This is a genomic window from Paraburkholderia tuberum STM678, assembly GCF_902833905.1.
Taxonomy (GTDB): domain Bacteria; phylum Pseudomonadota; class Gammaproteobacteria; order Burkholderiales; family Burkholderiaceae; genus Paraburkholderia; species Paraburkholderia tuberum.
Window position 1 is genome coordinate 131829 of record NZ_CADFGP010000015.1, and the last position, 22421, is coordinate 154249.

Here is a 22421-nt window from a genome sequence, read left to right on the forward strand (position 1 = left end):
GGTCAAGCAAAGGAACGCCGGGTCTGTCGCAGTATGACGTGAGCGACAGGTTTTCGTTCGGTAGGAATTGAAAGAGTCGTGTCTGAAAATGATCTCAGCTGAAGGCCTGAAAGAAATCGATCGTGCGGTCGCAAAGTACCCCGCGGATCAGAAACAGTCCGCCGTGATGTCGGCGTTGGCCATTGCTCAAACGGAGCATGGTTGGCTGTCGCCCGAACTCATGCAGTTCGTCGCGGATTATCTCGGCATGCCGGCAATCGCCGTGCAGGAGGTAGCGACCTTCTACACGATGTATGAGACCTCGCCGGTCGGCAAGTTCAAGATCACGCTCTGTACGAACCTGCCGTGCCAGCTCGGCCCGGACGGCGGTTCCGAAAGCGCCGCTGAATACCTGAAGCAGAAGCTCGGCATCGACTTCGGCGAAACCACGCCCGATGGCAAATTCTCCCTGAAAGAAGGTGAGTGCATGGGTTCGTGCGGCGACGCGCCGGTGATGCTGGTGAACAACCATCGCATGTGCAGCTTCATGAGCCGCGAGAAGATCGACCAGCTGCTCGAGGAACTTTCGAAATGACGTCTTTACACGATCGTCACATCAAACCGCTGATTCTCGCCGGCCTGAACGGCGACAACTGGCATCTCGAAGACTATGTGGCGCGCGGCGGTTACGCCCAGCTGCGCCGCATCCTGGAAGAAAAGATCGCGCCCGAGCAGGTGATCGCCGACGTCAAGGCGTCGGGTCTGCGCGGCCGCGGCGGCGCGGGCTTCCCGACCGGTCTGAAATGGAGCTTCATGCCGCGTCAGTTCCCGGGCCAGAAGTACCTCGTCTGTAATTCGGACGAGGGCGAGCCGGGTACGTTCAAGGACCGCGACATTCTGCGCTTCAATCCGCATTCGCTGATCGAAGGTATGGCGATCGGCGCGTACGCGATGGGCATCACGGTCGGCTACAACTATATTCACGGCGAAATCTGGGAAGTCTATAAGCGCTTCGAAGAAGCGTTGGAAGAAGCTCGTCGCGCCGGGTTCCTCGGCGACAACATCATGGGCTCTGGCTTTTCGTTTGAGCTGCATGCGCATCACGGTTACGGCGCGTACATCTGTGGCGAAGAAACCGCGCTGCTCGAATCGATCGAGGGCAAGAAGGGGCAGCCGCGCTTCAAGCCGCCGTTCCCGGCGAGCTTTGGCGTGTACGGCAAGCCGACCACGATCAACAACACCGAAACGTTCGCGGCGGTGCCGTTCCTGCTCGCCATCGGCCCGCAGAATTACCTTGAAATCGGCAAGCCGAACAACGGCGGCACGAAGATTTTCTCGGTGTCGGGCGACGTCGAGCGTCCGGGCAATTACGAAATTCCGCTCGGCACGCCGTTCGCGACGCTGATGGAACTCGCCGGCGGCATGCGCGGCGGCAAGAAGATCAAGGCTGTGATTCCTGGCGGTTCGTCGGCGCCGGTGATTCCGGGCGAGATGATGATGCAGACCGACATGGATTACGACTCGATCGCGAAGGCCGGCTCGATGCTCGGCTCGGGCGCAGTGATCGTGATGGACGAGACGCGCTGCATGGTGCGCTCGCTGCTGCGCCTGTCGTACTTCTATTACGAAGAGTCGTGCGGTCAATGCACGCCTTGCCGTGAAGGCACGGGCTGGCTGTATCGCGTCGTTCATCGTATCGAGCATGGTCTCGGCCGCCAGGAAGATCTGGATCTGCTGAACTCCGTCGCGGAAAACATCATGGGCCGCACGATCTGCGCGCTCGGCGACGCGGCCGCGATGCCGGTTCGGGGCATGCTCAAGCACTACTGGGACGAATTCGAATATCACGTCGCCCACAAGCATTGCCTCGTCGGCGGCCATGCCGGCATGGCGGCGGCGCCCGAAACCGTGGCTGCCTGAGTCGGGCCGACAGGTTTGGCTGACGGATAACTACCAGACGAACACCTCAACCGCAGGATTCATCGCCCGAAGCGGGCGATGAACACGCGAACGATTGAGCGGTAACAGGTTAAGGAAGATTGACCATCATGGTTGAACTGGAAATAGACGGCAAGAAAGTCGAGGTGCCTGAAGGCAGCATGGTGATCCAGGCTGCGCATAAGGTCGACACCTACATTCCTCACTTCTGCTATCACAAGAAGCTGTCGATTGCGGCCAACTGCCGGATGTGTCTGGTCGATGTCGAGAAGATGCCGAAGGCCGTGCCCGCGTGCGCGACCCCGGTGTCGGCCGGCATGATCGTGCGCACCAGGTCGGACAAGGCGGTGAAGGGCCAGCAAGCCGTGATGGAATTCCTGCTGATCAACCATCCGCTCGACTGCCCGATCTGCGATCAGGGTGGCGAATGCCAGTTGCAGGATCTGGCCGTTGGTTACGGCAAGTCGTCGTCACGCTATAGCGAAGAAAAGCGCGTGGTGTTCCACAAGAACGTGGGTCCGCTGATCTCGATGGAAGAGATGTCGCGCTGCATTCACTGCACGCGTTGCGTTCGCTTCGGCCAGGAAATCGCCGGGGTGATGGAACTGGGCATGCTGGGCCGCGGCGAGCATGCGGAAATCACATCGTTCGTCGGCAAGACGGTCGACTCCGAGCTGTCGGGCAACATGATCGACCTGTGCCCGGTCGGCGCGCTCACGAGCAAGCCGTTCCGCTACAGCGCCCGTACGTGGGAGCTGTCACGCCGCAAGTCGGTGAGCCCGCACGATTCCGTCGGTGCGAACCTCATCGTGCAGGTGAAGAACAATCGCGTGATGCGCGTTCTGCCGTTCGAAAACGAAGCGATCAACGAGTGCTGGATCTCGGACAAGGACCGCTTCTCGTACGAAGGCCTGAACAGCCCCGAGCGTCTGACCAAACCGATGCTCAAGCAAGGCGGCCAGTGGGTCGAAACCGACTGGCAGACCGCGCTCGAATACGTGGTCAAGGGTCTGAAGGGCATCAAGAGTGACCACGGCGCGAACGCGCTTGCCGCACTGTCGAGCGCGCACAGCACCGTCGAAGAACTGTTCCTGTTGAAGCAGATCGCGCAAGCGGTCGGCACGCCGAACGTCGACTTCCGTCTGCGTCAGTCTGATTTCTCGGCGCCCGTTACCGGCGCGCCGTGGCTCGGCGGCACGATCGCCGATCTGTCGAACGTCGATGCGGCGCTCGTGATCGGTTCGGATCTGCGCCGTGACCATCCGCTGTTCGCCGCGCGTTTGCGCCAGGTCGCACGAGGCGGTTCGGCACTTACGCTGCTCCAGGCCACCAACGACGACGCGATGATCCCTCAGGCGCAACGCGTGGTCGCGGCGCCGTCGGCATGGCTCGAGGTGTTGGCAGGCATCGCCGGCGCGGTGGGCGAAGCGAAGGGCGTCGCGCTGCCGGAAGCATTCGCGGGCACGCAGCCGACGGACGCGCACAAGCAGATAGCGAAATCGCTGACTACCGGCGAGCGCCGCGTCGTGCTGCTCGGTAACGAAGCGGTCCGTCATCCGGACTTCGCGGCGATCCACGCCGCGGCGCAATGGATTGCCGAGGCAACCGGTGCAACGCTCGGTTTCCTGACCGAAGCGGCCAATACGGTCGGCGCGCACCTCGTGAACGCGCTGCCGGGCGAAGGCGGTCTGAACGCGCGCGAAGTGTTCGAGCAGCCGCGCAAGGGCTATCTGCTGTTGAATCTCGAGCCGGAATTCGACACGGCCAATCCGGCGCGGGCGCTTGCGGCGCTGAAGCAGGCCGAAATGGTCGTCGTGATGTCGCCGTTCCAGACCGGCGCCGACTATGCCGACGTGCTGCTGCCGATCGCGCCGTTCACCGAATCGGGCGGTACGTTCGTCAATGCCGAAGGCACGGTGCAGGCGTTCAACGGCGTCGTGCGTCCGCTCGGCGACACGCGTCCGGCCTGGAAGGTGTTGCGCGTGCTGGGCAGCCTGCTCGGTGCGTCGGGCTTCGAATACGACACGGTCGAAGAAGTGCGCGCGGCCGCGCTCGGCGACGGCGAGCTGAAGTCGCGTCTATCGAACCGCACCAGCGTCGCGGTGACGCGCGGCCAGGCCGCGAAGGCGGCGGAAGGCAAGTTCGAGCGTCTCGCGAACGTGCCGATCTATCATGCCGATGCGCTCGTGCGTCGCGCGGAGTCGCTGCATCTGACCGCGGCGGCCCGTACGGCGAATTCGGTCGGCCTGCCGGCTGCGCTGTTCGACAAACTGGGTTTGAAAGAGGGCGACGCGGTGCGCGTTCGTCAGGGCGAGCAAGCGGTGCAGTTGCCGGCCGTGCGCGATGCGAATCTTGCGGAGACAGTCGTCCGCGTATCGGCGGCTACGCCTGCTGGTGCAGCGCTGGGCAGCCTGTTCGGTGAACTGGTGGTGGAGAAGGCGTAAATGAGCTTGTTCGATACGATCAACTCGGGCGGCGCCCAACTTCTCGGTGTGGCATGGCCCACGGTGTGGGCGCTCGTGCGCATCCTGGTGGTGGCCGTCGCGATCCTGCTGTGCGTCGCTTACCTGATCCTGTGGGAGCGCAAGCTGATCGGCTGGATGCATGTGCGTCTCGGTCCGAACCGCGTCGGTCCCGCCGGGCTCTTGCAGCCGATCGCCGACGTGCTGAAACTGTTGCTGAAGGAAGTGATCCAGCCCGCTCAGGCAAGCCGCTGGATCTACATGATCGCGCCGATCATGGTGGTGGTGCCGGCCTTCGCGGTCTGGGCGGTGATTCCTTTCCAGGCGGGCGCGGTGCTCGGTGACATCAACGCGGGTCTGCTATACGCGATGGCGATCTCGTCGATCGGCGTGTATGGCGTGATTCTGGCCGGCTGGGCGTCGAACTCGAAGTACGCGTTCCTCGGCGCGATGCGCGCCGCCGCGCAGATGGTCTCGTACGAAATCTCGATGGGCTTCGCGCTGGTGGTCGTGCTGATGACGGCCGGCACGCTGAACCTGTCGGGCATCGTCGGCTCGCAGGAGCAGGGCTTCTTCGCCTCGCACGGCCTGAACTTCCTGTCCTGGAACTGGCTGCCGCTGCTGCCGATGTTCGTCGTGTACTTCATCTCGGGCATCGCCGAAACGAACCGCCACCCGTTCGACGTGGTGGAGGGCGAATCGGAAATCGTCGCGGGCCACATGATCGATTACTCGGGTATGGCGTTCGCGCTGTTCTTCCTCGCCGAGTACATCAACATGATCGTGATCTCGGCATTGGCTGCAACACTGTTCCTCGGCGGCTGGAGCGCCCCGTTCGGGTTCCTGTCGTTCATCCCGGGCATCGTCTGGCTCGTCGCCAAGGTTTTCTTCCTGTTGTCGGTGTTCATCTGGGCGCGTGCCACGTTCCCGCGCTACCGCTATGACCAGATCATGCGTCTCGGCTGGAAGGTTTTCATTCCGGTCTGCGTGGTGTGGCTCGTGGTGGTCGGCTTCTGGATCATGTCGCCGTTGAACATCTGGAAATAAAGGGCGGACGAACCTATGACCGCAATCCAAAACTTCTTCAAGACTTTCTTCCTCACGGAACTGCTGAAAGGCCTCGCGCTGACCGGACGCTACGCGTTCCAGCGCAAGATCACCGTGCAGTTCCCGGAAGAGAAGACCCCGATCTCGCCGCGTTTCCGCGGTCTGCATGCGCTGCGCCGCTATGAAAACGGCGAAGAGCGCTGCATCGCGTGCAAGCTGTGCGAAGCAGTGTGCCCGGCGCTCGCGATCACAATCGAATCGGAAACGCGCGCGGACAACACGCGCCGCACGACGCGCTACGACATCGACCTGACCAAGTGCATCTTCTGCGGTTTCTGCGAAGAAAGCTGCCCGGTCGATTCGATCGTCGAGACGCACATTCTCGAGTATCACGGCGAGAAGCGCGGCGACCTTTACTTCACGAAGGAAATGCTGCTGGCCGTTGGCGATCGTTACGAAGCAGAAATCGCCGCCAACAAGGCAGCCGACGCACCGTATCGTTGAAGCGTTTTCCCGCTTGCAGCAAATGCGGCAGTAAAAGCAGTAACACGGCCTGCTGTCGGGCCGACCGCCGCGGCCTGAACGCCGCGGCACGGCGCACCTGTGTGGCGGTTCTGGCGGTTTCGTCCGCTTTTGCCAGCCACGGGTGCCAAAGAACAATGCCTGACGATGGCCTAACGATGAACCGGTAATCATGGAATTCACGACCGTACTGTTCTACATCTTCGCGCTGCTCCTGGTGGTTTCAGGGCTGAAGGTGATCACCTCGCGCAACCCGGTGTCGTCCGCACTGTTTCTCGTGCTGGCGTTCTTCAACGCAGCGGCGATCTGGATGCTGCTGGAGGCCGAGTTCCTCGCGATCCTGCTGGTGCTGGTCTACGTCGGCGCGGTGATGGTGCTGTTCCTGTTCGTCGTGATGATGCTGGACGTCAATCTCGACGTGCTGCGCAAGGACTTCAAACGCTTCGTGCCGATGGCCTCGGCGGTGGGCGCGATCATCGTGATCGAAACCGCGCTGATCCTGTGGCACGGCTACGGCGCGACCACCACGGCGCTGCACGACACGGCCGCGGCCGCCGCTGGCATGGGCGACTGGTCGAACACGCGCCTGATCGGCAAGGTCATCTATACCGACTACATCTTCGCGTTCGAAATTGCCGGCCTGATCCTGCTAGTTGCCATCATCGCGGCGATCGCGCTGACCACGAGCCACAAGAAGGACAGCAAGCGTCAGAACGTCAGCGCACAGGTCAAGGTGCGCGTGCAGGACCGCGTGCGCGTTGTGAAGATGCCGTCAGAGAAAACCGCGGCGACCCTCGCTGCGGAACAAGCGGCTGCCGCGGCAGCTGCAGCAGCAGCCGACTCGGCGCCGGCCAAGAACAGCTGAGCGGACAGGAGATAGAAATCATGTTGACCCTTGCCCATTACCTTGTCCTCGGCGCGATCCTGTTTGCGATCAGCATCGTCGGCATTTTCCTGAACCGCCGCAACGTCATCATCATCCTGATGGCGATCGAACTGATGCTGCTCTCGGTGAACACCAATTTCATCGCGTTCTCGCACTACCTGGGCGACGTGCATGGCCAGATTTTCGTCTTCTTCGTGCTGACGGTTGCGGCAGCCGAAGCGGCGATCGGTCTCGCAATTCTGGTGACCCTGTTCCGTAGTCTCGACACGATCAATGTCGAGGATCTCGATCAGCTCAAAGGTTAATTTCAGGAAAAGCGGTTATGTCCACGATACTCAATGAAAACCTGCTGTTGGCAATTCCGCTGGCACCGCTCGCTGGTTCCCTGATTGCGGGGCTGTTCGGCAAGGCGATAGGGCGGGCGGGTGCGCATTCGGTCACGATCCTCGGCGTCGCGATTTCGTTCATCCTGTCGGTCATGGTCTTTTTCCAGGTGATGGACGGCGCGAGCTTCAACGCGACCATTTATCAATGGATGTCAATCGGCAAGACCCAGCTCGAAGTCGGTTTCCTGGTCGACTCGCTGACCGCGATGATGATCTGCGTGGTGAACTTCGTGTCGCTGATGGTGCATATCTACACGATCGGCTACATGGCCGACGACGACGGCTACCAGCGCTTCTTCTCGTACATCTCGCTGTTCACGTTCTCGATGCTGATGCTCGTGATGAGCAACAACTTCCTGCAGCTGTTCTTCGGCTGGGAAGCGGTGGGTCTCATGTCGTACCTGCTGATCGGCTTCTACTTCAAGCGTGAGAGTGCGATCTACGCGAACATGAAGGCGTTCATCGTGAATCGCGTCGGCGACTTCGGTTTCCTGCTCGGCATCGGTTTGCTGTTCGCGTTCGCCGGCTCGATGAACTACGGCGAAGTCTTCGCGAAGCGTACCGAACTCGCGGCGCTGAACTTCCCGGGTACCGACTGGGGCCTGCTGACGGTGGCTTGCATCTGCCTGTTCATCGGCGCGATGGGTAAGTCGGCTCAGTTCCCGCTGCACGTGTGGCTGCCGGACTCGATGGAAGGCCCGACGCCGATCTCCGCGCTGATTCACGCGGCGACCATGGTGACGGCCGGTATCTTCATGGTCACGCGCATGTCGCCGCTCTTCGAACTGTCGGATACGGCGCTGTCGTTCGTCATGGTTATCGGTGCGATTACCGCGCTGTTCATGGGTTTCCTCGGGATCGTCCAGAACGACATCAAGCGTGTGATCGCTTATTCCACGCTGTCGCAGCTCGGTTACATGACGGTCGCGCTCGGCGCGTCGGCATATTCGGTCGCCGTGTTTCACCTGATGACGCACGCGTTCTTCAAGGCGCTGCTGTTCCTCGGCGCGGGTTCGGTGATCATCGGCATGCATCACGATCAGGACATGCGCAACATGGGCGGCCTGCGCAAGTACATGCCGATTACGTGGATCACGTCGCTGATCGGTTCGCTCGCGCTGATCGGCACGCCGTTCTTTTCGGGCTTCTACTCGAAAGACTCGATCATCGACGCGGTGAAACTGTCGCATCTGCCGGGCTCGGGTTTCGCATACTTCGCGGTGGTCGCAAGCGTGTTCGTGACCGCGTTGTATTCGTTCCGTATGTATTTCATGGTGTTCCACGGTGAGGAGCGCTTCCGCAATCCGAAGCACCCGGAATCGCCGATGGGCGCGGAGGCCGAGTCGCATGGGCATGACGCGCACGGCCACGACGACCATGGTCATGGTCACGACGACCACGCTCACGAGCCGCACGAAACGCCGTGGGTCGTGTGGGTGCCGCTCGTGCTGCTGGCGATTCCGTCGATCGTGATCGGCGCGATCGGCGTCGGTCCGATGCTGTTCGGCGACTTCTTCCAGCACGGCGTCGCGTTCGACAAGGTGATCTACATCGGCGAGAACCATCCGGCGCTGCATGAGATGACCGAAGAATTCCACGGCTGGGCGTCGATGGGTCTGCACTCGGTGTCGGGCCTGCCTGTTTGGCTCGCGCTCGCAGGCGTGGTGGTCGCATGGTTCCTGTATCTGGTCCGTCCGGATCTGCCCGCTGTCGTCAAGCGCGCATTCGGCCCGATCTACACGTTGCTCGATAACAAGTACTACATGGACAAGATCAACGAAGTCGTGTTTGCGCGAGGCGCGGTGGCCATTGGCCGGGGTCTGTGGAAGGAAGGCGACGTGGTCGTGATTGACGGCATCGTCAACGGCAGCGCACGCTTTATCGGCTGGTTCGCGAGCGTGATCCGCTTCCTCCAATCCGGCTACATCTACCACTACGCGTTCGCCATGATCATCGGCATGCTGGGGCTCCTGACCCTGTTCGTAACGCTCGGCGGCAAATAAAGGCGAGGGACACCCATGCACGCTTATCCGATTCTGAGCATCGCGATCTGGTTGCCGATCTTCTTCGGTCTGCTGGTCCTCGCGATCGGCAACGACGAGAACCCCGCCCCCGCGCGCTGGATTTCGCTGATCGGCTCGGTTCTGAGCTTCCTCGTCACGCTGCCACTGATCACCAGCTTCGATTCGAGCACCGCCGAGTTGCAGTTCGTCGAGCAGGCGAACTGGATCGAGCGCTTCCACATCACGTATCACCTCGGCGTGGACGGCATTTCGATGTGGTTCGTTGCGTTGACCGCGTTGATCACGGTGATCGTCGTGATCGCGGCGTGGGAAGTGATCACGAAGAACGTCGGCCAGTACCTCGCGGCCTTCCTGATCCTGTCGGGCATCATGGTCGGCGTGTTCAGCGCGGCCGACGGCCTGTTGTTCTACGTGTTCTTCGAAGCGACACTGATCCCGATGTACATCATCATCGGCGTGTGGGGCGGGGCGAACCGCGTGTACGCGGCATTCAAGTTCTTCCTGTACACGCTGGCGGGCTCGCTGCTGATGCTGGTTGCGCTGATCTATCTGTACAACCAGACCGGCTCGTTCGACATCGCCACGTGGCAGCACGCGCAGATAGCGATGACGCCGCAGGTGCTACTGTTTATCGCGTTTTTCCTGGCCTTCGCGGTGAAGGTGCCGATGTGGCCGGTGCACACGTGGTTGCCGGACGCGCACGTGGAAGCGCCGACCGGCGGCTCGGTCGTGCTGGCCGCGATCATGCTGAAGCTCGGTGCGTACGGTTTCCTGCGCTTCTCGCTGCCGATCACGCCTGATGCGAGCCATTTCCTCGCACCGGTCGTCATCACGCTGTCGCTGATCGCGGTGATCTACATCGGTCTCGTCGCGATGGTGCAGGCCGACATGAAGAAACTGGTCGCGTATTCGTCGATCGCGCACATGGGCTTTGTCACGCTCGGCTTCTTTATCTTCAATCAGCTCGGCGCGGAAGGCGCGATCGTGCAGATGATCTCGCACGGTTTCGTGTCGGGCGCGATGTTCCTGTGTATCGGCGTACTGTACGACCGCATGCACTCGCGTCAGATCGCCGATTACGGCGGCGTCGTCAACGTGATGCCGAAGTTCGCGGCGTTCGTGATGCTGTTCGCGATGGCGAATTGCGGCTTGCCGGGCACTTCCGGTTTCGTCGGCGAATTCATGGTGATTCTGGCTTCCGTCCAGTACAACTTCTGGATCGCGAGTGGCGCGGCAGTCACGCTGATTCTCGGCGCGGCCTACACGCTGTGGATGTACAAGCGCGTGTACTTCGGCGCGGTCGCGAACGACCATGTGAAGAACCTGCTCGACATCGACCGTCGCGAATTTTTCATGCTGGCTGTGCTCGCCGCACTGACGCTGTTCATGGGCCTGTACCCGAAGCCCTTTACCGATGTGATGCACGTATCCGTGGAAAACCTCCTCTCCCACGTTGCCCAATCGAAGCTGCCGTTGCCTCAGTAACGACGAGCGGAGGAATTTAAGACCATGCAAAACGCCCCTATGACTGCTCTGTTGCCCGACGCACTGGTGATGTCCGCCATTGTCATCGCGTGGCTCAACGACACGTTCGTCGGCCAGGAGGGTCGCCGTACCACGTATTTCATCGCGTTCTTCTCGACGCTCGTCGCCGGGATCTGGTTCGCGATCAATGCGTTCGATCCGCAAGTGCATTACTTCTTCGATCACATGTACGTGGTCGATCCGTTCGCCAATGTGATGAAGGCAGTGGTGTCGCTCGGCTATGCGGTGACGATCGTTTATTCGCGTCGCTACCTCGAAGACCGTAGCCTGTTCCGCGGCGACTTCTTCCTGCTCGGCATGTTCTCGCTGCTCGGCCAGATCGTGATGATCTCGGGCAATAACTTCCTGACGCTGTATCTCGGTCTGGAACTGATGTCGCTATCGCTGTACGCGGTGATCGCGCTGCGTCGCGAAGTGGCGTCGTCGAACGAAGCGGCGATGAAGTACTACGTGCTCGGCGCGCTGGCTTCCGGCTTCCTGCTATACGGTGTTTCGATGCTGTATGGCGCGACCGGCTCGCTCGACCTGAACGAAGTGTTCAAGGCGATCAGCACGAGCCACTACGATCCGACCGTGCTGCTGTTCGGCGTCATCTTCATCGTGGCGGGCGTGGCGTTCAAGATGGGTGCGGTGCCGTTCCATATGTGGGTGCCTGACGTGTACCAGGGCGCACCGACGGCGATGACGCTCATCGTCGGCGGCGGCCCGAAGGTCGCGGCGTTCGCGTGGGGTCTGCGTTTCCTCGTGATGGGCCTGCTGCCGCTGGCGGTCGAATGGCAGCAGATGCTGGTGATTCTGGCGGCGCTGTCGTTGATCGTCGGCAACATCACCGGGATCGTGCAGCGCAACGTCAAGCGGATGCTCGCGTATTCGGCGATCTCGAACATGGGCTTCGTGCTGCTCGGCCTGCTCGCCGGCGTGGTCGACCAGAAGACCACGGGCGCCGCGAACGCGTACGGCTCGGCGATGTTCTACAGCATCGTCTACCTGATCACGACGCTCGGCACCTTCGGCGTCATCATGCTGCTCGCGCGCCGCGACTTCGAAGCGGACACGCTGGAGGACTTCAAGGGCCTCAATCAGCGCAGCGCGGTATTTGCGTTCGTGATGATGATCATGATGTTCTCGCTCGCGGGTATTCCGCCGGCAGTCGGCTTCTATGCGAAGCTCGCCGTGCTGCAAGCGACGATGAACGCCGGCCTGACCTGGCTCACCGTGCTCGCCGTGATCACGTCGCTGTTCGGCGCGTTCTACTACCTGCGTATCGTCAAGCTGATGTACTTCGACGAGCCGCAAGACAAGTCGCCGATCCTGGCGGACACGAGCACGCGCGCGTTGCTCGCGTTGAACGGCGTCGCCGTGCTGGTGCTCGGTATCGTGCCGGATCCGCTGTTGCGCGCCTGCTTGCAGGCGATCCAGCACACGCTGCTGCTCTGATGTCCGCTGCGGGCTGGTTTATCGTGCTGTTGGCGCTGGTCGGCGCCAACCTGCCGTTCCTGAATCAGCGCCTCTTCGCCGCGGTGCCGTTGAAAGCGGCGAAGAAAAGCGCCTGGCTCCGGATTGCCGAATTGATCGTGCTGTATTTCGTGGTCGGCGCGCTGGGCTTTTTGCTCGAAGCGCGCGCGGGAAATCGCTTCGAGCAGGGCTGGCAGTTCTACGCGATCACGTTCGCGCTGTTCGTCGTGTTCGCTTTCCCCGGCTTTACCTTCCAATATCTCGTCAAACGCCGCTGACGGCGTTTCGCCGTCGCGCGCGCCTGACTGTTCTGAGGTCCGCACATGGCTGAGCTTCCCAATCACGACGCCGCGCTAACCGAGACTTGTATCGACAGCAAGACGGTCCATCAAGGTCCGTTCATGACGGTCAAGTACGATACGGTCCGACTGCCCGACGGCAAACAGGCAACGCGCGAATACGTTCAGCATCCGGGCGCCGTCATGGTGATCCCCTTGTTCGACGACGCTCGCGTGCTGCTCGAAAGTCAGTATCGCTATCCGATGGGCAAGGTGATGGTCGAATATCCGGCCGGCAAGCTCGACCCGAACGAGGGCGCGCTGGCCTGCGCGGTCCGGGAACTGCGCGAGGAAACCGGCTATACCGCGCGCGAGTACGTGTACCTGACTCGGATTCACCCGATCATTTCTTACTCGACCGAATTCATTGATATCTATCTCGCGCGGGGCTTGACCGCGGGTGAGCGCAACCTCGATGAAGGCGAGTTTCTCGAACTTTTCACCGCGACCGTGGAGCAGGTATCCGAGTGGGTGCGCACGGGCAAGATCACCGATGTGAAGACGATCATCGGTACCTTCTGGCTCGAGAAAGTGCTGTCGGGTACGTGGCCGACCGAGGCGCCCGAAACGGTATAAGTTCGCGTCTGCCCGGTAGCTGATCCGCGTTGCAGGTGAACGGAGCCCCTGTTGGTCGATGACCGGCAGGGGCTTTTCATTGGCTTCGCGGTTTCTTTCTGGCTCGAAAAATAAGCCGTCTCCTATGCCATCTGGCTGGCTCGTCGTGGCGCCGGCGGCCGGCTAATATGAACCTCTCGATCACCGAATTCGTCGTCGATTCTGTTTTGGATGACTGAAGTTAAAGATCGCAGTGATCTCATTTCTGCTCCAGCACAGGTTGTCAATTGACAACCTGTGCTGGAGCGACTAAATTGGAGGTCTCGATGGTTCGAGCAAGGCACATGAAGAAAGAGATCGAGGCCGCGTTGGCATACGCGGAGCAGCACGGCTGGCGCGTTCAGGACGGCGGAAGAGGTCATGCGTGGGGAAAAATCCATTGCCCGTACAGAGACGCCGAATGTCGTTGCGGGGAGTTCTGTATATCGAGCGTCTGGAGTACGCCGAAGAATGCCGGCAATCACGCCAGGCACTTGCGGCGCATCGTCGGCAACTGCACGGCACGGCGCTAGTGGGTTCGTAGGTATCACGCAGGTATCAAGCAGGTATCAAGCAGGAATCGCAACAACCTGGGCTCAACGAAGACAGGAGTAACGTATGGAATATGTGTTCACGTTGAAATATCGCCTCGCCGCGGAAGAATGCGATGCAGACGCAATCGTCGAGCGGTTGGGCGAAGCGGGGTGCGACGACGCCACGATTGGCGTCGGGCAACCCGGCCGCCTCGGGCTGCTTTTCACCCGTGAAGGCGCGAGCGCGCTCGCGGCTGTCACCAGCGCGCTCAAGGACGTGAAAGGTGCGGTGCCGTCCGCGCAGCTGATCGAGGCGGGACCTGACTTCGTAGGGCTGACCGACGTGGCCGAGGTGGCCGGCGTGTCGCGGCAAAACATGCGCAAGCTGATGCTGAACAACGCAATCGACTTCCCGTCACCGATCCACGAAGGCAGTGCATCGGTCTGGCATCTGGCGGACGTGCTCGAATGGCTGACCGCGCGCGGCGGGTACGAGATTGAGGTTGGTGTGGCGGATGTCGCAAAACTCGCGAAGCAGATCAATCTGACGAAGGAGGCCCGTCAGATTGAACCGCGTGTGAGCCGTCAACTGAGCAATCTCGTGGCGTAGCAGTGCGCCGCAAGCGGGCCGTAGAGCGGAGCAGATGTGGCACCGCTTACTAGCCGGGCCGCCTTCGGCAGCACCTGCCGTAAAGCGTTAAAATCGCCCACCCGCGTCATATTCCCTTGCGGCCGCTGGCGGTTGCACGCCGGCTCTAAAGTTTTGCGAACGATCGTTCACAAATTTACATTTTGCGCTAAACTGGCACGCAAGCCCTGATTCCATATGAAGGTCCTCGATTTACAGTGTCCGCATGGCCATCGGTTCGAAGGCTGGTTCGCTTCGACCGATGACTTCGAGTCGCAGCAGTCCCGCAAGCTCGTCGAATGTCCGATCTGCGGTGCGAACGAGGTGAGCCGTTTGCCTTCGGCACCGCGTCTGAATCTGTCGGGCGCGACCGACTCCAAGGTGCCGGCGGGCGTGGAGCAAATGCAGGCGCACATGATGCGCGCGCTGCGCGAGGTACTGGAGAAGACGGAGAACGTGGGCGACCGCTTCGCCGAGGAAGCACGACGCATTCACTACAACGAAGCGCCTGTGCGCAGTATTCGCGGTGTCACGACACCGGAGGATGCGCGTGCCTTGGTCGAGGAAGGCATCGAAGTGATGCCGCTGCCGGTCCCAGCTGCGCTGAAGGAACCATTGCAATAGCGCGGTGGCTCCAGGCGGCCGGGCGGTGGCGGCCAGGAGACACTACGCATGAATCTGGACTATTCCCCCGCTGAAGACGCGTTCCGCGCCGACATCCGCGCCTGGCTCGAAGCGAATCTGCCTCGCGAGCTGAGCGACAAGGTTCTCAATCACAAACGGCTTTCCCGCGAAGACTTCGCAAGCTGGCACAGGCTGCTCGGCACGCGAGGCTGGTCGGCAGTCGCGTGGCCGCGCGAATACGGCGGCCCCGGCTGGGACGCGACGCAACGACATATCTGGGAAGAAGAGTGCGCGCGTATCGGCGCACCTTCCGTGCTGCCTTTCGGTGTGTCGATGGTTGCGCCGGTGCTGATGAAGTACGGTAACGAGGCGCAGAAGCGCCACTATCTGCCGCGTATTCTCGACGGCACGGACTGGTGGTGTCAGGGCTACTCGGAACCGGGATCGGGTTCCGACCTTGCGTCGCTGCGCACCCGCGCGGAGCGCGTCGGTGATCATTACGTGGTCAACGGCCAGAAGACCTGGACCACGCTCGGCCAGCACGCCGACATGATGTTCTGCCTCGTGCGCACCGACAGCGGCGCCAAAAAGCAGGAGGGCATCTCGTTCCTGCTGATCGATATGAAAACCCCGGGCATCACGGTGCGGCCCATCATCACGCTCGACGAAGATCACGAAGTCAACGAGGTGTTCTTCGAGGACGTCAAAGTGCCGGTCGACAATCTCGTCGGCGAAGAAAATCGCGGCTGGACGTATGCGAAATATCTGCTCGGCCACGAGCGTACCGGCATTGCGCGAGTCGGAGCGTCGAAGCGTGAGCTGGCGTTTCTGAAGCGTGTCGCGCTGAATCAGAAAAAGAACGGCAAGCCGCTGCTGCACGATCCGGTGTTTGCGGCGAAGGTAGCGAGTCTCGAAATTGAGTTGATGGCGCTGGAAGTCACCGTGCAACGGGTGGTAGCCAACGAGGCGGGCGGTCGCGGCCCGGGCCCGGAAGCGTCGATGCTGAAGATCAAGGGCACGGAAGTGCAACAGGGGCTCACCGAGCTGATGTTCGAAGCAATCGGCCCGCTGGCCGCGCCGTTCGACGTGCCGTTCCTCGAAGGCGAACGCGAGCACAGTCTTGCCGGCGACGACGATGCCGCGCCGCTTGCCGCGTACTACTTCAACTTCCGCAAGACGTCGATTTACGGCGGCTCGAACGAAATTCAAAAGAACATCATCGCGCAGATGATTCTCGGACTTTGAGGAGCGGCGCATGGACTTCACTTTCAACGACGAACAACAGCAATTTGCCGATGCGCTGCGCCGCTATCTCGACAGGAGCTACGGCTTCGAAGCGCGCCAGCAGATCGTGCGCTCGGAGGCGGGCGTATCGGCTGTGCACTGGGCCGCGTTCACCGAACTGGGGCTGACCGCGTTGCCGGTGCCCGAAACGCAGGGCGGCTTCAACGGTGGTCCGATCGACATGCTCGTGGTCATGCAGGAACTCGGTCGCGCGCTCGTCGTCGAGCCGTTTTGGGCGACCGCGGTCGGCATCGAAGCGCTGCGCCTTGCCGGCACCGGCACCGGCGACGGCGAAGATGCCGCGCTGCTCGAACGGGCGGCCCAGGGCGAAGCGAGGCTGGCCGTGGCGTTTCACGAGCCGCATGCGCGCTACGATCTGTTCGAAGTCGCGACGACCGCGAGCGGGCAGGGTGCGCAGCACACGCTGAGCGGCACCAAATCGGTCGTGCTGCACGGCGCGCAGGCGGACCACTGGATCGTGCCGGCGCGCCTCGATGGCGAAATCGCACTCTTTGTCGTCGCGCGCGACGCGGCCGGCGTCACGCTCACCGAGTACCGCACGATCGACGGTCAACGCGCGGCGACGCTCGAATTCAATGGCACGCCCGCGCGCCGGCTCGCCGGCGAACACGCGGGGGCGGCAACCCTCGAGCAGATCGCCGACTACGGCACGCTGCTGCTGTGCGCGGAAGCGCTCGGCGCGCTCGACGCGCTCAATCACGCCACCGTCGAGTACACCAAAACGCGCCAGCAGTTCGGCCAGCCGATCGCGCGTTTCCAGGCGTTGCAGCATCGCATGGTCGAGATGCTGATCCACGCGGAGCAGGCGCGCTCGATCACGTATCTGGCTGCGATGCGCTACGCGAGTGAAGACGCGAACGAGCGCCGTCGAGCGATCTCCGCGGCAAAAGTTCGGGTCGGCCAGGCCGCGCGTTTCGTTGGTCAACAGGCGGTGCAGTTGCACGGCGGCATGGGTGTCACGAACGAAGTGGCGGCCGCGCATCTGTTCAAGCGCCTCGCGATCATCGAGACCACGCTTGGCGACGTCGATCATCATCTCGCGCGGTTTGCCACGCTGCCCGGATTTGCGGTCGCCGAAGACTGATCGGGCCGTTCCACCGGACAAAGGAGGTGCACGATGAAAATCAGTTTCGAAGACATGGAAGTGGGCTCGAGCCGCGAAATCGGCAAGCACATGTTCACGCGCGAGGAGATTGTCGAGTTCGCGCAGAAGTTCGATCCGCAACCGTTTCATCTCGACGAAGCCGCCGCGGCCGAATCGCCGTTCCGCGGCCTCGTCGCGAGTGGTTGGCACACCTGCTCGGTAATGATGGGCATGCTCGTGCGCAAGGTACTGGCGGATTCGACATCGATGGGTTCGCCCGGGATCGACGAGATCCGCTGGCTCAAGCCGGTACGAGTCGGCGACACGATCACGATGATGAACGTCATCGTCGACAAGCGCGTGTCGCAGAGCAAGCCGGATCGCGGCATCGTGTCGACACGCTGGGAGGGCATCAATCAGCACGGCGAAACGGTGATCACCGTGCGCTCGAACGGCATGTTCGGCCTGCGCAATCCGGGAGCGGCGGCATGACGGCGAGCGCGGCGACGCCAGTCGCTTTCGACAATGCGGGTGCTTTGCGCGCGCTCATCGGCGCCGAGCCGCTCGTCAGCGAGTGGCTGAGCGTCGATCAGGAGAGGGTCGACCGTTTCGCCGAGGCAACCGGCGATCATCAGTGGATTCACATCGATCCCGAGCGGGCCAAACGCGAATCGCCGTTTGGCGGCCCGGTCGCGCATGGGTTTTTGACGCTGTCGCTGATTCCGGCTTTGCTCGGCAAAACGGTGAAGATCGAGCAGCGCATGGGTGTCAACTATGGCTTGAACCGCGTGCGTTTCGTGTCGCCGGTACTCGTGGGGTCGTCGCTGCGCGGGAAGTTTGCCGTCGAGTCGGTGACCGACGTCGACAACAGCGGCGTGCAACTCGCGTGGAACGTGACGCTGGAGCGTCAGGGCAGCGAACGACCGGTGTGCGTCGCGGAGTTCATCACGCGGCATTATTTCTAGCGTTTTCCCTTCGCAGACGAAATGAAAAAGCGCGAGCCGGCAGGCATGCCGCTCGCGCTTTCGGTTTGTGTCGAGCCGCGTCAGCGAGACGGCCGAAACTAGTGTTTCGCGTACTGCGTCGCGCCAAACAGGATCTCTTTCGCCTTGTCGTCCATCAGCGGCGCGCGCGCCGACGCCAGCACGTCGACGCCGCGCACCACCGCCGGCCGCGCAGCGATCTCTTCATGCCAGCGCTTCACGTTCGGCAAGGTATCGAGCTCGATGCCCTGATTTTTCCACGAACGGGTCCACGGAAACGCAGCGATGTCCGCGATCGTATAGTCGTTGCCGGCCAGGTAACGCGTCTTGCCGAGTTGCGTGTCCATCACGCCGTACAGACGTCGCGCCTCATTGGTGTAGCGATTGACCGCGTATTCGATCTGCTCGGGTGCATACACGCGGAAGTGATGCGTTTGCCCCAGCATCGGACCGAGGCCGCCCATCTGGAACATCAGCCATTGCAGTGCCGCGTAGCGCGCGGCCGGATCGCTCGGTAGAAACTTGCCGGTTTTCTCGGCCAGATAAATCAGGATCGCGCCCGATTCGAATAGCGCGAAGGGCCGGCCGTCGGCGCCTTTCGGACCTTCGGAATCGACGATCGCGGGAATCTTGTTGTTGGGACTGATGGCGAGAAATTCCGGCTTGAACTGGTCGCCGGCACCGATGTTCACGGCATGCACGTTGTAGGGTAGGCCCGTTTCCTCGAGCATGATATGAATCTTGTGACCGTTCGGGGTCGCCCAGCTATAGACGTCGATCATCCTGGCTCCTTTGTTCGTCGAAGCGGCGCCGCAAAGAGGGCGCCGCCGTTGCCGAAAATTAGAGCATAGATCGCGCGACGCTGCTTGCCGCGGGCTCAGTCCCCACGCTCACACCGAGCCGAAGCACTCAAACGCGTGTGACCGGCATCTCAACGCGAGCGGCCGCGCCCGCATCCATATGGCGCGCAAGTTCGAGCTTGGCGATCGCGTTGCGATGCACTTCGTCGGGGCCGTCGGCGAAACGCAGCGTGCGCGCCGACGCATAGGCATACGCGAGCGGAAAATCGTCGCTGACGCCGCCGCCGCCATGCGCCTGAATCGCCCAGTCGATCACCTGACACGCCATGTTCGGCGCGACCACCTTGATCATCGCGATCTCGCCGCGCGCGCCCTTGTTGCCGACGGTATCCATCATGTACGCGGTCTTCAGCGTGAGCAGACGCGCCTGCTCGATCATGCAGCGCGCCTCGGCAAGACGCTCCTGCGTGACCCCTTGCGACGCCACCGGCTTGCCGAACGCGACACGCTGCAGCGAGCGCTTCGCCATCAATTCGAGCGCGCGTTCGGCGAGACCGATCAGGCGCATGCAGTGGTGGATGCGTCCCGGGCCGAGACGGCCTTGCGCGATCTCGAAGCCGCGGCCTTCGCCGAGCAGCATGCTGGTAGCGGGCACGCGCACGTTGTCGAGTGTGATCTCCATGTGGCCGTGCGGCGCGTCGTCGTAACCGAACACCGTGAGCGGGCGATGCACGGTGATGCCGGTGGCGTCGGCGGGCACGAGGATCATCGACTGCTGCTGATGGCGCGGCGCGTCGGGATCGGTCTTGCCCATCACGATATAGACCTTGCAGCGCGGATCGCCCGCGCCCGACGACCACCACTTGTGACCGTTGATCACGTAATGGTCGCCCTCGCGCACGATGCTGGTCTGGATGTTCGTCGCATCCGACGACGCGACCTCCGGCTCCGTCATCAGAAACGCCGAACGGATCTGCCCTTGCAGCAGCGGTTCGAGCCACTCGCGCTTGTTCTCTTCGCTGCCGTAGCGCTCGATCGTCTCCATGTTGCCGGTGTCCGGCGCGTTGCAGTTGAACACTTCCGGCGCCCACGGCACGCGGCCCATGATCTCGCACAGCGGCGCGTATTCGAGATTCGTCAGGCCCGCGCCGCGCTCCGATTGCGGCAGGAACAGATTCCACAGACCGGCCTCGCGCGCCTTCTGCTTGAGTTGCTCGACCAGTTCGGTCGGCACCCATGCGTTGCCGTTCTGGCGGTTGCGCGCGATCTCCGCATAGAACGCCTGTTCGTTCGGGTAAATGTGCTCGTCAAAAAAAGCGAGCAGCTTTTCGCGCAACGCCTGGACCTTCGGGGTGTAATCGAAATTCATCTTGGACCTCGCGGGTAACGGACTGCGAATGATGGGGAGCAGGGCGCGCCCTTGTGTCTAGAGAACCTTCTGCGCATAGTGCCAGGCGAGTTCGGCCATCGGCTTCGCGCGCCGGCCGGCGTCGAGCGCCTGCGGGTTCGATGCGGTACCGTCGACGACGCGCTTCATGATCCCTTGCAGAATCGCTGCGATGCGGAACATGTTGTAGGCCAGATAGAAATTCCAGTCGCCACGAATCTCGAAACCGGTGCGTTGGCAATAGCGCTCGACGTACCGCGCTTCATCGGGAATGCCGAGCGCGGCCCAATCGAGTCCCGCGATGCCGCGGAACTGCGTCGGGTCGACATGCCACGCCATGCAGTGGTAAGCAAAGTCGGCGAGCGGATCGCCGAGCGTCGACAGTTCCCAGTCGAGCACCGCGAGCACGCGCGGCTCGTTGCGATCGAAAATCAGATTGTCGAGCCGGTAGTCGCCATGCACGACCGACACGCGCTCGTTCGTTTCGGCCGGCATATGCTGCGGCAGCCATTCGATCAGCCGGTGCATCGCGTCGATCGGCTCGGTCTCGGACGCCAGATACTGCTTGCTCCAGCGGCCGATCTGGCGCGCGAAGTAATTGCCCGGCTTACCGTAGTCGGCGAGGCCGGCGGCGGCGGCGTCGACACTGTGCAACGCCGCGATCACGCGATTCATTTCGTCGTAGATCGCCGCGCGCTCGGTGGGCGTCATGCCGGGCAGCGATTGATCCCACAGCACGCGACCTTCCACGAACTCCATCACGTAGAACGCGCGACCGATCACGCTTTCGTCCTCGCACAGCGCGAGCATGTGCGCGACCGGCACGTCGGTGTCGGCGAGCGCGTGCATCACGCGATATTCGCGTTCGATCGCATGGGCGGACGGCAGCAGCTTCGCCGCGGGTCCGGGCTTCGCGCGCATCACGTACGCGCGCGACGGCGTGATCAGCTTGAACGTGGGATTGGATTGTCCGCCCGCGAATTGCTCGAGCGTGAGCGGCCCCTCGAATCCGTCGACATGTCCGGCCAGCCACGCGGCGAGCGCGTCGTTGTCGAAGCGTTGCCGCTCGTTGACCGGGCGGGTGCCCTCGAAAGCCGAGTAGTCCTGTCTGCGTGCGGGTTCGCCGGTCTGCGTGGCTTGCGCCATGTGTCTCCTCCAGTTCGGTGTCAGCTACGCTGGTATCGGATGAATTGTGCGTAGAGCATTTCCATCGTGGTGTTGCGAACGTCGCGATGCAACGGCGACGGCGGTGAATAGTTGAGCATGCGCAGCACCCAGTCGCGCGGCGCGGCGCCGACGTCGAGCGCATTGATGCAGCCGGTCGCCTGCGCCAGATGACCGAAGAACGTGCGGCCGCCGGCCGTCAGCGCGTGCGACAGGATCGCGCGATTGACGCCGCCGTGCAGCACCAGCAACGCGGTGTCCCACGACGTGTCTTCGCGCAGCGCCGTGACGGCCGGCAGAACGCGATCGAACAGCTCGCCGATCGTTTCGCCGTCGAGAAAGCGCATGCTCTCCGGCACGATGCCGTCGAACACGCCGAGAAACGCCGCCTCGATATCGCTCGGCGGAATGCCGCCGAGCCGTCCGCCGCGAATTTCTCGCCACGCGGGCTCGATGTCGGGCTCGATCTGCTGACCCGTTTCGGCAAGCACGCACCGCGCGGTTTCTATCGTGCGCGGCAAGCCGCTGACGATCACGCGGTCAAAGCGCACCTGCTGTTCGGCGAACACGCGGCCCGCCGCGCTCGCCTGCTCGCGGCCGTTCGCGTTCAGCGGCACGGTTTCAGGATCGATCGCGCGGCCGGAGTCGTCGAAGTAGGTGACGTCGCCGTGACGCATCAGGAAGATGCGGCGCCGTTTCGGCAGTTGGTAGTCGGGCATGTCGGGCGGCTCTCTCGT

General features: G+C 62.2%; 23 protein-coding genes. 19 read left to right on the plus strand and 4 right to left on the minus strand.

Annotation, left to right across the window (positions count from 1 at the left end; translation table 11 throughout):
- Positions 1–88: 88 nt before the first annotated feature.
- The 19 genes from nuoE to HWY30_RS15770 all read left to right on the plus strand — a co-directional run bounded on the left by nuoE (position 89) and on the right by HWY30_RS15770 (position 18315).
- Complete coding sequence (gene nuoE / locus HWY30_RS15685; protein WP_090803767.1) at positions 89–574, plus strand: NADH-quinone oxidoreductase subunit NuoE; 486 nt, start codon at positions 89–91, stop codon at positions 572–574.
- The gene (gene nuoF, locus HWY30_RS15690; RefSeq protein ID WP_090803768.1) at positions 571–1899 is read left to right on the plus strand and encodes an NADH-quinone oxidoreductase subunit NuoF; all 1329 of its coding nucleotides are present in this window, start codon (positions 571–573) and stop codon (positions 1897–1899) included. The genes nuoE and nuoF overlap by 4 nt, the downstream gene beginning before the upstream one ends.
- A gap of 128 nt (positions 1900–2027) precedes the next feature.
- On the plus strand, positions 2028–4361 hold the full coding sequence (nuoG, locus tag HWY30_RS15695; protein WP_090803770.1) for an NADH-quinone oxidoreductase subunit NuoG: 2334 nt from the start codon (positions 2028–2030) through the stop codon (positions 4359–4361).
- Positions 4362–5426 (plus strand): NADH-quinone oxidoreductase subunit NuoH, encoded by a 1065-nt coding sequence (gene nuoH, locus HWY30_RS15700; RefSeq protein WP_090803771.1) that lies wholly within the window; start codon positions 4362–4364, stop codon positions 5424–5426. It begins immediately after the preceding gene.
- Positions 5427–5441: 15 nt separating this feature from the next.
- Entirely contained in the window at positions 5442–5930 is a 489-nt protein-coding gene (nuoI, locus tag HWY30_RS15705; protein ID WP_090803773.1) for an NADH-quinone oxidoreductase subunit NuoI, read from the plus strand.
- A 190-nt stretch (positions 5931–6120) separates the two neighbouring features.
- A complete protein-coding gene (locus tag HWY30_RS15710; protein WP_090803774.1) occupies positions 6121–6813 on the plus strand; it encodes an NADH-quinone oxidoreductase subunit J in 693 nt (230 codons plus the stop codon).
- Positions 6814–6833: 20 nt separating this feature from the next.
- The gene (nuoK, locus tag HWY30_RS15715; RefSeq protein ID WP_090803776.1) at positions 6834–7139 is read left to right on the plus strand and encodes an NADH-quinone oxidoreductase subunit NuoK; all 306 of its coding nucleotides are present in this window, start codon (positions 6834–6836) and stop codon (positions 7137–7139) included.
- A gap of 17 nt (positions 7140–7156) precedes the next feature.
- A complete protein-coding gene (nuoL, locus tag HWY30_RS15720; RefSeq protein ID WP_090803777.1) occupies positions 7157–9223 on the plus strand; it encodes an NADH-quinone oxidoreductase subunit L in 2067 nt (688 codons plus the stop codon).
- Between the two features lie 15 nt (positions 9224–9238).
- Complete coding sequence (locus HWY30_RS15725; RefSeq protein WP_090803779.1) at positions 9239–10729, plus strand: NADH-quinone oxidoreductase subunit M; 1491 nt, start codon at positions 9239–9241, stop codon at positions 10727–10729.
- Between the two features lie 24 nt (positions 10730–10753).
- Positions 10754–12226 (plus strand): NADH-quinone oxidoreductase subunit NuoN, encoded by a 1473-nt coding sequence (gene nuoN, locus HWY30_RS15730; protein WP_090803780.1) that lies wholly within the window; start codon positions 10754–10756, stop codon positions 12224–12226.
- On the plus strand, positions 12226–12522 hold the full coding sequence (locus tag HWY30_RS15735; protein WP_018420024.1) for a DUF2818 family protein: 297 nt from the start codon (positions 12226–12228) through the stop codon (positions 12520–12522). Before nuoN ends, HWY30_RS15735 begins: the two co-directional genes overlap by 1 nt.
- Before the next feature lie 45 nt (positions 12523–12567).
- Positions 12568–13158, plus strand: a complete 591-nt coding sequence (locus HWY30_RS15740; protein ID WP_090803782.1) for an NUDIX domain-containing protein — start codon at positions 12568–12570, stop codon at positions 13156–13158.
- Between the two features lie 305 nt (positions 13159–13463).
- Positions 13464–13709, plus strand: a complete 246-nt coding sequence (locus tag HWY30_RS41660; protein WP_090805657.1) for a hypothetical protein — start codon at positions 13464–13466, stop codon at positions 13707–13709.
- An 85-nt stretch (positions 13710–13794) separates the two neighbouring features.
- A complete protein-coding gene (locus HWY30_RS15745; RefSeq protein ID WP_090803783.1) occupies positions 13795–14319 on the plus strand; it encodes a helix-turn-helix transcriptional regulator in 525 nt (174 codons plus the stop codon).
- 216 nt (positions 14320–14535) lie between these two features.
- Positions 14536–14961 carry a DUF1178 family protein gene (locus HWY30_RS15750; protein WP_090803785.1) on the plus strand — a complete coding sequence of 142 codons (426 nt, stop codon included), beginning with the start codon at positions 14536–14538 and terminating at the stop codon, positions 14959–14961.
- A gap of 48 nt (positions 14962–15009) precedes the next feature.
- On the plus strand, positions 15010–16206 hold the full coding sequence (locus HWY30_RS15755; protein ID WP_090803787.1) for an acyl-CoA dehydrogenase family protein: 1197 nt from the start codon (positions 15010–15012) through the stop codon (positions 16204–16206).
- Between the two features lie 10 nt (positions 16207–16216).
- Positions 16217–17350: an acyl-CoA dehydrogenase family protein gene (locus HWY30_RS15760; protein WP_090803788.1), complete on the plus strand. Its 1134-nt coding sequence runs from the start codon at positions 16217–16219 to the stop codon at positions 17348–17350.
- 33 nt (positions 17351–17383) lie between these two features.
- A complete protein-coding gene (locus HWY30_RS15765) occupies positions 17384–17842 on the plus strand; it encodes a MaoC family dehydratase (RefSeq protein WP_090803790.1) in 459 nt (152 codons plus the stop codon).
- The gene (locus HWY30_RS15770) at positions 17839–18315 is read left to right on the plus strand and encodes a MaoC family dehydratase (protein ID WP_090803792.1); all 477 of its coding nucleotides are present in this window, start codon (positions 17839–17841) and stop codon (positions 18313–18315) included. Before HWY30_RS15765 ends, HWY30_RS15770 begins: the two co-directional genes overlap by 4 nt.
- 98 nt (positions 18316–18413) lie before the next feature.
- On the opposite strand, the gene HWY30_RS15775 is transcribed toward HWY30_RS15770, so the two are convergent.
- From HWY30_RS15775 to HWY30_RS15790, 4 genes are all read right to left on the minus strand, one after another.
- Complete coding sequence (locus tag HWY30_RS15775; RefSeq protein ID WP_018420032.1) at positions 18414–19115, minus strand: glutathione binding-like protein; 702 nt, start codon at positions 19113–19115, stop codon at positions 18414–18416.
- Between the two features lie 127 nt (positions 19116–19242).
- Positions 19243–20502, minus strand: coding sequence for an acyl-CoA dehydrogenase family protein (locus HWY30_RS15780; protein WP_090803794.1), 1260 nt, complete (start codon positions 20500–20502; stop codon positions 19243–19245).
- 57 nt (positions 20503–20559) lie between these two features.
- Entirely contained in the window at positions 20560–21666 is a 1107-nt protein-coding gene (locus tag HWY30_RS15785) for a phosphotransferase (RefSeq protein WP_090803795.1), read from the minus strand.
- A 20-nt stretch (positions 21667–21686) separates the two neighbouring features.
- The gene (locus tag HWY30_RS15790) at positions 21687–22403 is read right to left on the minus strand and encodes a histidine phosphatase family protein (protein WP_090803797.1); all 717 of its coding nucleotides are present in this window, start codon (positions 22401–22403) and stop codon (positions 21687–21689) included.
- Between the last annotated feature and the right edge of the window lie 18 nt (positions 22404–22421).

Excerpts from the sequence above, each read along its gene's own strand:
- nuoI (WP_090803773.1), top strand. The coding sequence starts at position 5,442 with ATGACCGCAATCCAAAACTTCTTCAAGACTTTCTTCCTCACGGAACTG.
- HWY30_RS15785 (WP_090803795.1), bottom strand. The coding sequence starts at position 21,666 with ATGGCGCAAGCCACGCAGACCGGCGAACCCGCACGCAGACAGGACTAC.
- HWY30_RS15765 (WP_090803790.1), top strand. The coding sequence starts at position 17,384 with ATGAAAATCAGTTTCGAAGACATGGAAGTGGGCTCGAGCCGCGAAATC.
- HWY30_RS15755 (WP_090803787.1), top strand. The coding sequence starts at position 15,010 with ATGAATCTGGACTATTCCCCCGCTGAAGACGCGTTCCGCGCCGACATC.
- HWY30_RS15740 (WP_090803782.1), top strand. The coding sequence starts at position 12,568 with ATGGCTGAGCTTCCCAATCACGACGCCGCGCTAACCGAGACTTGTATC.
- HWY30_RS15745 (WP_090803783.1), top strand. The coding sequence starts at position 13,795 with ATGGAATATGTGTTCACGTTGAAATATCGCCTCGCCGCGGAAGAATGC.
- HWY30_RS15790 (WP_090803797.1), bottom strand. The coding sequence starts at position 22,403 with ATGCCCGACTACCAACTGCCGAAACGGCGCCGCATCTTCCTGATGCGT.
- HWY30_RS15735 (WP_018420024.1), top strand. The coding sequence starts at position 12,226 with ATGTCCGCTGCGGGCTGGTTTATCGTGCTGTTGGCGCTGGTCGGCGCC.
- nuoE (WP_090803767.1), top strand. The coding sequence starts at position 89 with ATGATCTCAGCTGAAGGCCTGAAAGAAATCGATCGTGCGGTCGCAAAG.
- HWY30_RS15710 (WP_090803774.1), top strand. The coding sequence starts at position 6,121 with ATGGAATTCACGACCGTACTGTTCTACATCTTCGCGCTGCTCCTGGTG.
- HWY30_RS15775 (WP_018420032.1), bottom strand. The coding sequence starts at position 19,115 with ATGATCGACGTCTATAGCTGGGCGACCCCGAACGGTCACAAGATTCAT.
- HWY30_RS41660 (WP_090805657.1), top strand. The coding sequence starts at position 13,464 with ATGGTTCGAGCAAGGCACATGAAGAAAGAGATCGAGGCCGCGTTGGCA.
- nuoL (WP_090803777.1), top strand. The coding sequence starts at position 7,157 with ATGTCCACGATACTCAATGAAAACCTGCTGTTGGCAATTCCGCTGGCA.
- nuoN (WP_090803780.1), top strand. The coding sequence starts at position 10,754 with ATGCAAAACGCCCCTATGACTGCTCTGTTGCCCGACGCACTGGTGATG.
- nuoF (WP_090803768.1), top strand. The coding sequence starts at position 571 with ATGACGTCTTTACACGATCGTCACATCAAACCGCTGATTCTCGCCGGC.
- HWY30_RS15725 (WP_090803779.1), top strand. The coding sequence starts at position 9,239 with ATGCACGCTTATCCGATTCTGAGCATCGCGATCTGGTTGCCGATCTTC.
- HWY30_RS15770 (WP_090803792.1), top strand. The coding sequence starts at position 17,839 with ATGACGGCGAGCGCGGCGACGCCAGTCGCTTTCGACAATGCGGGTGCT.
- HWY30_RS15760 (WP_090803788.1), top strand. The coding sequence starts at position 16,217 with ATGGACTTCACTTTCAACGACGAACAACAGCAATTTGCCGATGCGCTG.
- HWY30_RS15750 (WP_090803785.1), top strand. The coding sequence starts at position 14,536 with ATGAAGGTCCTCGATTTACAGTGTCCGCATGGCCATCGGTTCGAAGGC.
- nuoK (WP_090803776.1), top strand. The coding sequence starts at position 6,834 with ATGTTGACCCTTGCCCATTACCTTGTCCTCGGCGCGATCCTGTTTGCG.
- nuoG (WP_090803770.1), top strand. The coding sequence starts at position 2,028 with ATGGTTGAACTGGAAATAGACGGCAAGAAAGTCGAGGTGCCTGAAGGC.
- HWY30_RS15780 (WP_090803794.1), bottom strand. The coding sequence starts at position 20,502 with ATGAATTTCGATTACACCCCGAAGGTCCAGGCGTTGCGCGAAAAGCTG.
- nuoH (WP_090803771.1), top strand. The coding sequence starts at position 4,362 with ATGAGCTTGTTCGATACGATCAACTCGGGCGGCGCCCAACTTCTCGGT.